This window comes from Streptomyces sp. NPDC110618 (assembly GCF_055657065.1).
This window is the reverse complement of the sequence record NZ_JBVKBN010000003.1, coordinates 226,052-239,544: the sequence shown is the minus strand read 5'-3', so window position 1 is coordinate 239,544 and position 13,493 is coordinate 226,052. Positions and strand designations below refer to the sequence as shown.

Annotated in this window: 8 protein-coding genes; 5 read left to right on the top strand and 3 right to left on the bottom strand. The window is 71.5% G+C overall.

Annotation, left to right across the window (positions count from 1 at the left end):
• Nucleotides 1-156: 156 nt before the first annotated feature.
• Nucleotides 157-1,215 (bottom strand): O-antigen ligase family protein, encoded by a 1,059-nt coding sequence (locus ACZ7L7_RS07600; RefSeq protein ID WP_285512228.1) that lies wholly within the window; start codon nt 1,213-1,215, stop codon nt 157-159.
• A 234-nt stretch (nt 1,216-1,449) separates the two neighbouring features.
• On the opposite strand from ACZ7L7_RS07600, the gene lnt reads away from it, so the two are divergent.
• The 4 genes from lnt (at nt 1,450) to ACZ7L7_RS07580 (ending at nt 6,653) form a co-directional block, all read left to right on the top strand.
• The gene (gene lnt / locus ACZ7L7_RS07595; protein ID WP_453599309.1) at nt 1,450-3,060 is read left to right on the top strand and encodes an apolipoprotein N-acyltransferase; all 1,611 of its coding nucleotides are present in this window, start codon (nt 1,450-1,452) and stop codon (nt 3,058-3,060) included.
• A gap of 286 nt (nt 3,061-3,346) precedes the next feature.
• Entirely contained in the window at nt 3,347-3,826 is a 480-nt protein-coding gene (locus ACZ7L7_RS07590; RefSeq protein WP_285512226.1) for an NUDIX hydrolase, read from the top strand.
• 54 nt (nt 3,827-3,880) lie between these two features.
• The gene (locus tag ACZ7L7_RS07585) at nt 3,881-4,681 is read left to right on the top strand and encodes a 3-hydroxybutyrate dehydrogenase (RefSeq protein ID WP_453599305.1); all 801 of its coding nucleotides are present in this window, start codon (nt 3,881-3,883) and stop codon (nt 4,679-4,681) included.
• A 67-nt stretch (nt 4,682-4,748) separates the two neighbouring features.
• A complete protein-coding gene (locus ACZ7L7_RS07580; protein ID WP_471591894.1) occupies nt 4,749-6,653 on the top strand; it encodes a helix-turn-helix domain-containing protein in 1,905 nt (634 codons plus the stop codon).
• A 67-nt stretch (nt 6,654-6,720) separates the two neighbouring features.
• Here the strand turns inward: ACZ7L7_RS07580 and ACZ7L7_RS07575 are convergent, their stop codons facing one another.
• Nucleotides 6,721-8,091, bottom strand: coding sequence for an MFS transporter (locus ACZ7L7_RS07575; protein WP_471591895.1), 1,371 nt, complete (start codon nt 8,089-8,091; stop codon nt 6,721-6,723).
• Nucleotides 8,092-8,213: 122 nt separating this feature from the next.
• Between ACZ7L7_RS07575 and ACZ7L7_RS07570 the strand changes: the two genes are divergently transcribed.
• Complete coding sequence (locus ACZ7L7_RS07570) at nt 8,214-8,387, top strand: hypothetical protein (protein ID WP_471432100.1); 174 nt, start codon at nt 8,214-8,216, stop codon at nt 8,385-8,387.
• Nucleotides 8,388-8,444: 57 nt separating this feature from the next.
• On the opposite strand, the gene ACZ7L7_RS07565 is transcribed toward ACZ7L7_RS07570, so the two are convergent.
• Nucleotides 8,445-13,292: an FG-GAP-like repeat-containing protein gene (locus ACZ7L7_RS07565; RefSeq protein WP_453608793.1), complete on the bottom strand. Its 4,848-nt coding sequence runs from the start codon at nt 13,290-13,292 to the stop codon at nt 8,445-8,447.
• Nucleotides 13,293-13,493 lie beyond the last annotated feature (201 nt).

The following is a 13,493-nucleotide window of genomic DNA, read 5'->3' as shown; positions in this document are numbered from 1 at the left end:
GTGCGGGTGGTCGGGGCTCGGTTGGGTTCGGGTGCCTGTCGCGCGCCTGTTTTCCGCCGTCTCGCAGGCTGCGTGTCCACGGTGGTGCTGGGTGACGGGTGACCGAGATCGCCGTACGGGGGGTCAGGGCTCGGGTACGTCCGGTGCCGCCCGACGTCACGCCGTCCGGCGGGGCTGGGCCTCCGTGGTCGGGGTCGGGGACGGGTCCGGCAGGGGGCGGGCCGTGGCGAGGCCGGCCAGGAGGCCCGCGCCGACGGACACCGTGGTGAAGCTGAGGGCGTTGCCGACCGCGGCGATCGCCGCGAGCCCGGTCAGGGCCGCCCCGGCGGTGAGCACGACCGGGGTGGGGCGCGGGGCGCGCCACAGTGCGAAGAGCACCCAGCAGAACGCCGCCGCCAGCAGTACCACCCCGACCACACCCTGCTCGGCGGCCTGCTGCAAGGGCGCCGAGTGCGGTTTGCCGTCGGAGAGCAGGCTGCCGCTCGCCGTCGCGCTCAGCTCGCCGAAGCGTCCCGGGCCCACGCCCAGGGCGGCGTCCCGCTCCGCCAGCGTCAGGGCGTCGTGCCAGAGGGCGAGCCGTTGTCCGGTGAGCTGGCCCTCCAGCGAGGCGGCGAGTCCGTCGGGCACCGCGTTGCTCGCGACGGCCCAGGTCAGGGTGGTCACCAGGCCGGTGGCCAGGGCCAGCCCGGCGATGCCGAGACCGCGGTGGTGCATCCGGCCCGCGGCGAGGGAGCACAGCAGCACCGCCGCGCAGACGACCGTGCCCGAGGTGGAGCCGAGGACGGCGGCGGTCACCGCGATACCGGCGGCCAGCAGTCGCAGTGCCAGCCGCAGGGCGGCGGCGCGGGCGGACCAGGCGGCGCAGCAGGCGGCGCCCGCGGAGAGGGTCAGCAGGGCGGCGGTGGCACCGGCGTGCCCGAGCGGCGGGACGATGGCGGGGTCCGGGCCGAGCCGGGGCAGGGTGATCGCCAGGCCGGTTCCGGCCAGGGCGGCGATACAGGGCGCGGCCACCGGCAGCAGCGCTCCGCCGATACGGCCGGCCGCGTACCCGGCGGCGACGGCCAGGATCGCGAGCAGGACGCCTTCGGGGCGGCCGTCGTGCACGGCGGCGGTGACCAGGGACCAGGTGGCGCAGGCGCCGAGCACGACGACACCCGCCGCGTCAGAAACGTTTCGTCTCTCACCGACGTCCTGGGAACCGGCCGCAGACGTCATTCGTGTGGCACCCACCCCGACCGACCCCCGCAACCCGGTCTCCCCCCACCGGCGACGAAACGCTCCGTCACCGGCCCTGACCGGCTCGTACGACTCTTGCTCGGCACACCGTAACGGCTGATGGACGATTTGTGGACGTGTCGGGAAGGAGCGATGCAGCACACCGGGGGCGCCGGTGACCGCCGCCGCGGACCGCGCTGTCGGCGCCCAGGTCAACCGCCGTACACTCCCGGAGTGACCGTCACCGCAACTTCCGTGGACGAGTCGGACCAGGTACAGCCGCTCGCGCCCGCCCCGCGCGGGGCCCGGCTCCTACGCCTGCTGCCGGCTCTCTCCGCAGCCCTCCTCGGAGTGCTGCTCTACGTCAGCTTCCCGCCGCGCACCCTGTGGTGGCTCGCCCTGCCCGCCTTCGCCGGTCTCGGCTGGGTGCTGCGCGGCCGGAGCTGGAAGGCGGCTCTCGGTCTCGGCTACCTGTTCGGCCTGGGCTTCCTGCTGCCGCTGCTGGTGTGGACCGGCGTGGAGGTGGGCCCCGGGCCGTGGATCGCGCTCGTGGTCATCGAGGCGATCTTCGTCGCCCTGGTCGGCGCGGGTGTCGCCGCGGTCTCCCGGCTGCCCGGCTGGCCCCTGTGGGCCGCGGCGCTGTGGACCGCCGGAGAGGCGGCACGCGCGCGTGCGCCGTTCAACGGATTCCCCTGGGGCAAGATCGCCTTCGGCCAGGCCGACGGTGTCTTCCTGCCGCTCGCCGCGGTCGGCGGCACCCCGGTGCTCGGCTTCGCGGTCGTCCTGTGCGGCTTCGGCCTCTGCGAGATCGTCCGGCTGGCCGTGGAACGGCGCCGCACCCGAGCCGTCCAGCGCTCCGCCGCGGCCGTGGCACTGCTGAGCGTCGCCGTCCCCGTCGCCGGGGCGCTCGCCGCCCGCCCGCTGGTCAGCGACAAGGCCGAGAACGGCACCGTGACCGTGGCGGTCATCCAGGGCAACGTCCCGCGCGCGGGGCTGGACTTCAACGCCCAGCGCAGGGCCGTACTGGACTACCACGCGCGGGAGACCGAGCGGCTGGCCGCCGCCGTCGACGCGGGCAAGGTCGATCGGCCCGACTTCGTGCTGTGGCCGGAGAACTCCTCCGACATCGACCCCTTCGCCAACGACGACGCCCGCGACGTCATCGACCGGGCGGCCAAGGCCGTCGGCGTGCCGATCTCGGTGGGCGGCGTCGTGGAGCGCGACGGCAAGCTGCTCAACGAGCAGATCCTGTGGGACCCGGCCAAGGGCCCGCTCCAGACGTACGACAAGCGGCAGATCCAGCCGTTCGGCGAGTATCTGCCGCTGCGCACGATGATCGGGGCGATCAACTCCGAGTGGACCTCGATGGTCCGCCAGGACTTCAGCCGGGGCAGCAAGCCCGGCGTCTTCGACATCGAAGGCGCCAAGGTGGGCCTCGCCACCTGCTACGAGGCCGCCTTCGACTGGGCGGTGCGCGACACCGTCACCGACGGCGCGCAGATGATCTCGGTGCCCAGCAACAACGCCACCTTCGGCCGCAGCGAGATGACCTACCAGCAGCTCGCCATGTCACGGGTGCGCGCGGTCGAGCACAGCCGGACCGTCACGGTGCCGGTCACCAGCGGGGTCAGCGCGATCATCCTGCCGGACGGGTCGATCAGCCAGAAGACCGGCATGTTCGTCGCGGACTCGCTCGTGCAGGAGGTGCCGCTGCGCTCCTCCAAGACCCCTGCGACCGAGCTCGGCATCCTGCCGGAGATGGCTCTGGTGCTCGTCGCCGCGGGCGGGCTCGGATGGGCGATCGGGGCCGGAATGCGCAGGCGGCGGGGCGAGTCGGAAGCCTGAGGGCCGGGGCCGGTCGGTGCGCCTGACCCCAGCCCGTCAGGCCGGGGACGTGCCGACCGGACCGCGACTGAGTGCGCGAGGCCGAGGGAGCGCCGACCGGTCCGCGAGACCGAGGGAGCGCCGACCGGTCTGCGAGACGGGAGGGAGCGCCGACCGGGCCGCGAGGCCGAGGGAGCGCCGACCGGTCCGCGAGGCCGAGGGAGCGCCGACCAGTCCGCGACCGGAGGGAGCCCCGACTGGGCCGTCGCGCCGAGAACGTGCCCGACCGGGCCGTTAGGGTCGAGGCATGCCTACACCTGACTTCATACGTACGATCCGGGCCGCCGCCGGGCATCAGCTGCTGTGGCTGCCCGGAGTGAGCGCCGTCGTCTTCGACGACGAGGGCCGGGTCCTGCTGGGGCAGCGCTCTGACAACCAGAAGTGGGCGGTGATCTCCGGCATCCCGGACCCCGGCGAGCAGCCGGCGGCGTGTGCCGTGCGGGAGGTGTACGAGGAGACGGGCGTGCACTGTGTGCCCGAGCGGGTCGTGCTGGTGCGGTCGGGGAAGGAAGTCACCTTCGACAACGGTGACATCTGCCAGTTCATGGACGTCTGCATCCGCTGCCGCGCGACCGGCGGCGAGGCCCGGGTCAACGACGACGAGTCGCTCCAGGTCGGCTGGTTCGCGGTGGACGCGCTGCCGCCGCTGAGCGAGACCCAGCTCTTCCGGATCAAGCAGGCGCTGTCCGACGAACCCACATGGTTCGAACCCATGGCCACCGACTGAAGTATGGGTGACGACCACATGGGGCGGGGCGGGAGCGCTGCCTAGGGTCGGGGCATGACCCCGTCCAAGGCCCTCCCGGCACCCTCCGCCCCCTCGCCCGACCTCGGTGGCCGCACCGCGCTCGTGACCGGCGCCGCCGGCGGCATCGGCCGCGCCTGCGCGCTGCGGCTCGCCGCCGCCGGGGCCAAGGTCAGAGCGGTCGACCGGGACGCCGAGGGCCTGGAGCGGCTCGCGGAGCGGTGCCACGGCCTCGCGGGCACCGTCGAGCCCCACCCCCTCGACCTCACCGACCTGGACGCCGCCGAAGTCGCCGCGGCCGGCACCGACGTCCTCGTCAACAACGCCGGACTCCAGCTCGTACGGCCGCTGGAGGAGTTCCCGCCGGACGTCTTCCACACGGTGCTCACCGTCATGCTGGAGGCCCCGTTCCGGCTCATCCGCGGCGCCCTGCCCCATATGTACGGCCAGGGCTGGGGCCGTATCGTCAACATCTCCTCGGTGCACGGACTGCGCGCCTCCGCCTACAAGGCGGCCTACGTCTCCGCCAAGCACGGCCTGGAGGGCCTGTCCAAGACAGCCGCGCTGGAGGGCGCCGCCCACGGCGTGACCTCGAACTGTGTGTGCCCTTCCTATGTGCGCACCCCCCTGGTCGAGAAGCAGGTGGCCGACCAGGCCCGCGCCCACGGCATCCCCGAGGACCGCGTCCTGACCGAGGTGATGCTCCAGGACAGCGCACTCAAGCGGCTCATCGAACCGGACGAGGTCGCCGAGGCCGTGGCCTACCTGTGCGGCCCGCAGGCATCCTTCGTGACGGGCACGTCCCTCGTCCTGGACGGCGGCTGGACCGCGCACTGAACGGCCACGGACAAGAGTTGTCCACAGGGGCCGACCCGGCGGCCGTGCCATGAGGAATCCTGTGACCATGTCCAGCGATCACGCGCAGTCCGCGGAGCAGCCCACCGGCGCCGAGACGCCGTTCCTCGCGCTGCTGGCCCGGGGCGCCTCCGTCGACGCCTACGAGCGGCCGGTGCTGCTCGCCCGCGCCGAGGGGCAGCCCGCCGAACGGATCGCCGCGCTGGAATCGGCCAAGCTCCTCGCCCTGCGCGTCCGCTCCGAACTGGAGGGACGGCGCAGGCGCGAGGCCGAGCTGTCCGCCCTCTTCGAGACCGCCCACGACCTCGCCGGCCTGCGCGACCTCGACTCCGTGCTCCAGGCCATCGTGCAGCGCGCCCGCTCGCTGCTCGGCACCGATGTCGCCTACCTCAGCCTGAACGACCCCAAGCGCGGCGACACCTACATGCGCGTCACCGAGGGCTCGGTCGCCGCCCGCTTCCAGCAGCTCCGGCTCGGCATGGGGGAGGGGCTCGGCGGCCTCGTCGCCCAGACCGCCCGCCCCTACGTCACCGACGACTACTTCAAGGACGACCGGTTCCGGCACACCGCCACCATCGACTCGGGGGTGCGGGACGAGGGGCTGGTGGCGATCTGCGGGGTGCCGCTCATGCTCGGCCACACCGTCATCGGGGTGCTGTTCGCCGCGGACCGGCGGGCCCGGGTCTTCGAACGGGAGCAGATCGCCCTGCTGGGCTCCTTCGCCGCCCTGGCCGCGGCCGCCATCGACACCGCCAACCTCCTCACCGAGACCCGCTCGGCCCTCGCCGACCTGGAGCGCGCCAACGAGATCATCCGGGACCGCAGCGGGGTCATCGAGCGCGCCTCCGACGTCCACGACCGGCTCGCCGAACTGGTGCTGCGCGGCGGCGGCGTGCACGACGTGGCCGCCGCCGTCTCCGAAATCCTTGACGGCACCGTCGAGTTCACCGAGACCGCCCCCGCCGACGCGTTGGAGACCTCCCGTGTGGAGGGCCACGCGGTCCGGCACCAGGACGACTGGATCGCCGCCGTCGCCGCGGGCGGCGAACTCCTCGGCGCGCTCGTCCTGCACGGACACCCCGGTCTCGACCCCGTCGACCAACGCACCCTGGAACGCGCCGCGATGGTCACCTCACTGCTCCTGCTCGCCCGGCGCTCGGCCGCGGAGGCCGAACAGCGGGTCCGCGGCGAACTCCTCGACGACCTGCTCAACGGCCGCGACCGCGACCCGCGCCTGCTGCGCGAGCGGGCCGCCCGGCTCGACGCCGACCTCGACGCCACCCATGTGGTGCTCGCCGCCCGCTTCGACGGCCCCGCCGCGGGCGCCGACGAGGAGGCCGCCGCCCGCCGCCGCCTGTGGTCGGCCGCCTCCCACCTCGCCGCGACCCGGCACGGCCTGGCCGCCGCGCGCGACGGCGGTACGGTCCTGCTGCTCCCCCTGAAGGCAGGTGACTCCGCCACCGCCGTGGCCCGCCGCACTGCCCACCACCTGGGCACCGCCGTCCACGAACCGGTCACCGTGGGCGCCTCCGCCCCCGTCGAGAACCTCGCCACCCGCCCCGAGGCCGTGGCCGCCGCCTACGAGGAGGGCCGCCGCTGTCTGGACGCCCTGCGCCTGTTCGGCCGCCGCGGCGACGGCGCCGCCGCCGAGGACTTCGGCTTCGTAGGACTCCTGCTGGCCGGAGACCGCGACATCACCGGCTTCGTGGCCCGCACGATCGGCCCGGTCGTCGACTACGACGCCCGCCGCGGCACCGACCTGGTACGCACCCTCGACGCCTACTTCGCCAGCGGGATGAGCCCCGCCCGCACCAAGGACGACCTGCACGTCCATGTGAACACCGTCGCCCAGCGCCTGGAACGCGTGGGCCGGTTGCTGGGCGAGGACTGGCAGAGCCCGGAGCGGGTGCTGGAGATCCAACTGGCGCTGAGGCTGCACCGGTTGACGGGGTAGACGATCCACAGGATCAGCCCCCCCGACCGGGTATCCCGGCGGGGGGCTGAACCTGCTGCACGCGGCGTCAGTGGACCGAAGCCGGATCCGGGACGTCCTGCTCGGCGGGCGCGGCACCGATCTGCGCGAGATCCCGGTGCCGGGTCTCACGGGCGGCGAGGACGGCCACGAGGGTGATGGCCACGGCGGCGAGCAGATAGAGCGAAATCAGCGTTGACCCGCCGGACTCGGCCAACAGCGCGGTGGCGATGAGCGGGGCCGGGGCGCCGGCGGCCACGGAGGCGAACTGCGCGCCGATGGAGGCACCGGAGTAGCGCATCCGCGTCGCGAACATCTCGGAGAAGAAGGCGGCTTGGGGCGCGTACATCGCACCGTGAAAGACCAGACCCACGGTCACCGCGAGGATGAGCATCCCGAAGCTCTCGGTGTCGACGAGGGCGAAGAAGGGGAACGCCCAGGCCCCCATCCCGAGGGCGCCCACCAGATAGACCGGACGCCGCCCCCACACATCGGACAGCGCACCCCAGGCCGGGATCACGGCGAAGTGAATGGCCGAGGCAATGAGAACAGCGTTGAGGGCGGTCTGCTTCTCCAGACCGGTGTGCTCGACGGCGTACACGAGGATGAAGGCCGTGATCACGTAGTACGAGATGTTCTCGGCCATCCGCGCGCCCATCGCGATGAGCACGTCCTTCCAGTGGTGCCGCAGGACAGCCACGAGCGGCATCTTCTCGGCGACCTGCTCGGCCTTGCGCGCCTCGGCCTGTGCCAACGCCGCCTTGAACACCGGCGATTCGTCGACGGACAGCCGGATCCACAGCCCGACGACGACCAACACCCCGGAGAGCAGGAACGGCACCCGCCACCCCCAGGACTCGAAGGCGGCCTCACTCTGCAGCGCGGTGAGCGCGGCCAGCACACCGGTGGCGAGCAGCTGTCCCGCGGGCGCCCCGGTCTGCGGCCAAGAGGCCCAGAAACCACGCCGCTTGGCATCCCCGTGCTCGGAGACAAGAAGTACAGCGCCACCCCACTCACCACCAAGGGCGAACCCCTGGACCAGCCTCAACACGGTCAACAGCACCGGAGCGGCGGAGCCGATGGTGGCGTGGGTGGGCAGCAACCCGATGGCGAAGGTCGCACCGCCCATCATCAACAGACTGAGCACGAGCAGCTTCTTGCGCCCCAGCCGGTCACCGTAGTGCCCGAACACCAGCGCGCCGATGGGGCGGGCGGCGAACCCGACGGCGTAGGTGAGGAACGAGAGCAGCGTGCCGACGAGCGGGTCGGAGTCGGGGAAGAACAGGGTGTTGAACACCAGCGCGGCAGCGGCACCGTACAGAAAGAAGTCGTACCACTCGATCGTCGTCCCGATGAGGCTGGCGGCGACGATGCGCTTGAGGTTGCCGGGGGGTGGGGGAGCGGTTGCTGCGGAGGCCATGTGCGCCACTTCCTCGGGTGCGGTGGGGACGGGTACGTGTCGGCACACCGTAGGAAGCGGCAGGTCGGGGGCACATGTGGTGGGGCTACATAGTTTGGGGGGTGGGGGTGAGCGGGGGCACCATGGCCGAGGGACGGTCACGTGCCGTGGTCGGTCAGGTCGTCGTTCCTGCCGTCGTGGACAAGCCCGATCTCGTCGACCACTTCGCCCGGCTGGGTGCCGAACGGTGCGCGAAGCGGCTCGCCCAGCATGTCGCGGTGCAGATGACAGAAGTGTTCGCGACGGAAGCTTCCTGAAAGACACCCGCCGGGCGCCCGTACAGGCGCCCGGTGGCTGTCACCCGAAGAGGGCTGTCACCAGGTCCCCGGCTCCGCGTACCAGGAGCGTTGGGGGTTGTCGAACGTGCCGTCCTCCTTCGCGGGGAAGGTGAACGCCCGGGTGGCCCCGATCGCGTAGTTGTACATGATCAGGATGTCCGCGCGGCCGTCCGCGTCGGCGTCACCCGAGACCGGCATGCCCGAACTGCTGGCGTACCAGTTCTCCGGCTGGGACTTCCAGCCCGCCCTGGGGGCCTCGAAGCCGCCGTCCGGCTTTGCCAGGAAGGTGTGCAGTGCGGTCACGCCCTCGTCGTGCCGGTACATCACCGCGGCGTCGGTGCGCTTGTCGCCGTTGTAGTCGCCGCTGGTCAGCTCGACGCGGTCGCGCTCCCAGGTTCCCGGCTCGACGTTCCACGACTTGAACGGCTTGTCCAGGGTGCCGTCGGCCTTGGCGGGGAACGTCCACAGCGCGGCGGCGCCCGTGCTGTAGCCGTAGAAGGCGATCAGGTCGGCCCGGCCGTCGCCGTTGGCGTCGCCCATCGTGTAATGGGCGTTCTTGGCCCACCAGTTGCCGTCGCCGGAGTTGTAGCCGCGCACCGGGTTCTCGAACCCGCCGTCGGCGCGGCCGAGGAACTTGTGCAGGCCCATCTGGCCGTCGTCGTAGTCGTAGACGGCGGTCATGTCGGCCCGGCCGTCGCCGTTCACGTCACCGGCCTGGACCGAGATCACCCGCTCCATGTACCAGCTCTTCGGCGGCATGACCGCGCTCTTGAGCGGCTTGAACCCGCCGTCCTTCTGCGTGACGAACGTCCACATGGCGACCGACCCGTCGGCGTAGCCGTAGAAGGCGATCACGTCGGTCAGCCCGTCGCCGTTGACGTCACCGGCCGCCCACTTGGCGCGGCCCGCGTCGAAGCTTCCCCTGGCGCTCGTCCAGACCTCCTTCGGCGGACGCACACCCCCGTCGGACTCGGCGGTCAGGACGTGGATGCCGGTCGAGGCGTTCCCGTAGTTGTAGACCGTGATCATGTCGGTGCGGCCGTCGCCGTTGACGTCACCGGCGAGGTCCGTGCGCAGGTGCGCGGTGCGGTCGTCGGGCTTGTGCTCGGTGGTCGTGCCGCTGGTGCGGTTCCAGCGGACGTAGCCGTTCTGGAAGTCGGCCCGTACACCGCCGGTCACCTCGTACTCGCCCGAGGTGGGGAAGCCCAGCCAGCCGTTCTCCGACTTCAGCTCGGTGTACTTGCGCATGATGGCGTTGTGGACGGGCCAGGCTCCGGTCGCCTTGCTCCAGTAGATCGTCGTGCTGTACGTGTCCTCGTCCCGGAACCGGAACCGCTGGAACACGCCCGCCTTGGGCGTGGTCGCCTTCTCGGCGTCGATCGGGTAGCCGACGCGCTGCGGGCCGCCGAGGGCGAGATAGCGGGTGTAGACGGCGCCTTGCACCTCGTGCGCGCCGATGCCGGAGACGTAGTAAATGGCGCTGCCCTTGCCGGATTTGCTGAACGTGCTGAACCAGCCGACGCCGTCGCTGGTGCGGCGCTCGCCGGAGGTCGGGTAGCCGAGGACGCCGCCCTCGCGGCCCAGCTCGGTCCACCTGGCCCAGATCGCGCCGCGCACCTCCCACGCCCCGGTGTCCGGACTCCAGTAGATGGAGCGGTTGTCTGCCGTGGTGCCGGGCGCCTGGAAGTGCGTGTACCGGCCGGTCTTGTCGGGGGCGGTGACCACGTCGGTGCTCGGGTAGCCGAAGCCCGCCGGTCCGCCCAGTGCCTTGTACTTGGCGAGGATCGGGCCGCACAGCGTGCGCTTTCCGGTGGCCTTCGACTCGAAGGACTCACAGGTGCCCCACGGGGTGCCGCCGGTCACCAGCGGGCGGGCCGGGCCGAAGGCGGAGCCGTCGGCGAGCGCGCGGCCCGGGAACTCGACCGCGTTGCCCTCCCCGTCCCGGGACCACAGGTCGGGGAAGCCGTCACCCTCGAAGTCGCCGTTCGTGCCCAGGTGCGGGTGGGCGGCGCGGGTGAAGCCGCCGCCGATGGACGTGGCGCGCGCGGCCGGGTCGGCGTACACGCTCAGGTCGGCCGCCGTGACGTCGTCCTGGACCGGGTTCTTCCGGCTGGTGTACTGGTGGATCTTCCCGCTGTTGATGTCACGCGCCCACAGCTCGGGCAGGCCGTCGCGGTTGAGGTCGCCGGGGGCGAGCAGCGTCATGTTCTGCCAGTCGGCGTTCCCGAGGGACACCGGCTCCACCTCGTCGATGAGCGGGCTGCCCTGGCTGCCCAGGTAGAGCCAGAGTTCGGCGCCGCCCTTGACCAGGAGGTCGGGCGCGTCGTCGGTGTCGACCTTGCCGTCGGCGTTGTCGTCGTTGACACTGCCGATGGACAGCACCTGGTCGGCGTTGCGCCAGTGGTTGGCGTCCTCGACGGCGACCTCCAACGGCCAGCGTCCGGTGTCGTCGCCGCCCAACTCGCCGTCACCGCGGTTGGTGTAGACCCACAGCTCCTTGACCCCGGGGTCCTCCAGACCCGGCCGCAGCGCGACGAGATCCTCGTAGTAGTCCTCGTTCCAGCTGCCGCGGTGGCTGATCACCGCGTCGCCGAAGGACTCCTCGTCGGCCTGGCGGCCCACGCCGAACTTGCCGTTGCCCTGGCCCGGGTGGACCCACAGGGCGCCATTGCCGGGGTCGACGGTCCACAGGTCGACGGTGGTGTCGCCGTTGAGGTCACCCGGTCCGTCGCGCTGCGGGGCGCGGGTCGGGTAGAACAGGTACGTCTTGAGGTCGGACCGGTTGCCGGCCGCGTCGAGACTGCGGACGTACAGGTACTGCGGTCCGGCGTTGAGCGGTGTGTAGGTCACCGGTTCCTTGGCGGGTCCGCCGGGCTTGGTGGCGTCGACGAACCGCTCCCGGGTGTCGGAGTCGGTCCACCAGACGTACCGGGTGACGTCGTTGACGCCCTCGGCGGTGAAGAGGAACTTGCCCGCCGTGCGGGCCGGGTTGCCGTCCTTCTCCGGCGGGAACTCGGCCGAGGTCACGCCGGGGAGCTTCGCGGGACGGGTCTTGTCGAAGGTGAAGCTGCACCGGCCGGCCCAGGGGCCGTTGGCGGAGCCGTCACTGGCCCTGACATCCCACCAGTACGTGCCGGAGGCCAGGTTCTTGGTGGGGATGCGCAGGCTCGCGACCGAGCCGCGGCTCGCCTTGACCTTGGCGGTGGTGGGGGAGTCGTCTCCCTTTGGCGCGTAGTGGAACTCCGCGACGAGGTTGTTGTCCTCGGCGTCGTTCACCTTCGCACGCAGAGTGATGTAGTCCGTGGTGCCGAACGTGCCGCCGGTACAGGGCACGGACGGGTCGGTGGACCTGCCGCTCGGCTTGGCCGGAAGCGTGTTCAGATAAGTCGAAACACGCACCGAGTGCGGGTCGAACTTCCGCCAGGAAACGTCGATTTCGGAGCTTTTCGCGGACATGACGAATGCCCACGAACCCCACTTCTCCTTCGCCGCCTTGCTGATCGCGTCGGTCACGTCGAATTCGACGAGTCCAGCCGAGTCCGCGGGGCAGTTGCGGCCGCCGAAGGATTCGCCGGAGGAGTCCACCAGCGCGCCCCACTTGGGCTGCCGGTTCCAAGTGATGTTGGTGGGAAGGGACTTGCCGATCGTACGGACCTGAACGGCACCCGACTTGCAGGACCAGGACCCGGCGTGGGTCTGCTTGATCCGCAGCGTCGAGCGAATGATCTGCTTGCCCCAGGTGTTCGACGTGGAGACCCGGAAGTAGGTGTTGGCCCGCACCGTTCCGCCGCGCTGGGTGTCGGTGGCGACACCGACGCGTGCGAAGTCGGAGATCGTGCCGCCGTTCCAGTAGACGGTGTCGTCGGAGTTGGCGTAGGCGGTGTGCTTGTACGCGATGGACCACGCGTTCTTCCAGGCGTCCTTCGCCCACACGGGGTCGATGACGACCGGGAACACCGTGTTCGGGTCCTTCAGGAGCCGCTGGTCCGGGCGCAGTGTCAGCTTGCGGTCCGTCAACTCGACGCCGATGCCCGCCTGCCGGGAGCCTTCGGTGGCGCCGGTCAGGGTTTCGGTGAGGGGGCGCGGCTTGGGGGCGTTGGGTGCCTTGTCGGCCGTGCGCGCCTTGGACGACTTCCTGGCCGAGGCCTTGGGTGCACCGGCGCCCGCCTCCTCGGACCCCGCCGAGTCCCACATCCGCGGCTGCGGGGCCGAGAACACGGCCGTCCCGGTCGGGTCAACGGCCTCCAGGCGCCCGTCCGTTCCCGACTTCAGGTCCAGCCCCTTGCTGGAGTGGCCGAACGTGACCGCGTCCAGCGCCGGGTTCTTCGCGGCCTCGGCGTTCTTGACGACGAGTGCGTGGGAGAAGGACTCCACGTCGGCGGTGGCCGTGAGGTCGACGCCGGGCAGGACGTCGGGGTACGTGGCCGTGGAGCCGTTGACGACCGGCTCGGGCAGCTTGCCCGGCCAGGTCAGGGAGATCTCCCTGCCGTCCCTGACCATGGTGGCGAAGGGGCCGTCACCGCCGCCGGAGAACGAGACCGACATGCCGGTGGCCGCGGGCGCGACACGGCCGTCGTCGGTCCTGGACAGCCGGGTGTCCACGGGGACGAGCCTGCCGCCCTGGCGCACCCGCACCGGGATCAGCGCGCGGTCCACGCTGAACGTGCCGTCGGGGTTGGCGTACGTCTCGTCCGTCTCGGTGCGCGCGGACACGATCTCGACGCGTCGCTTTTCCTCGGCCGCCTTCCGGACGGCCGCTTCGGTCTCTTTGCGCTGTTTCTCGGCGAGGGTGTCACCCTTGTTTTCCGCGGCCTTCGCAGCGGAGTTTTCCGCCGCTGTCGCGGCCGTCGGAGAAAGGGTGAGCATTCCCGCTGAAAGAGCCATCAGAAGTGCTGCTGAAACAGCTTTTCCGAATGTTCTCCCGGGGCCGTTCACAGGCCCTCTCGGTCTGTTTCTCATACGGTTTTCAACCGCCCGTTTCCTTGCGGTGCGTTGGTCGATGTGCGCGGGCGGCGCGCAGACTTCCGGTACGAGGCATTCCGTTTTCCCCCGGCCCTCGCGCTCCATCACTGAATGTGACGAAGG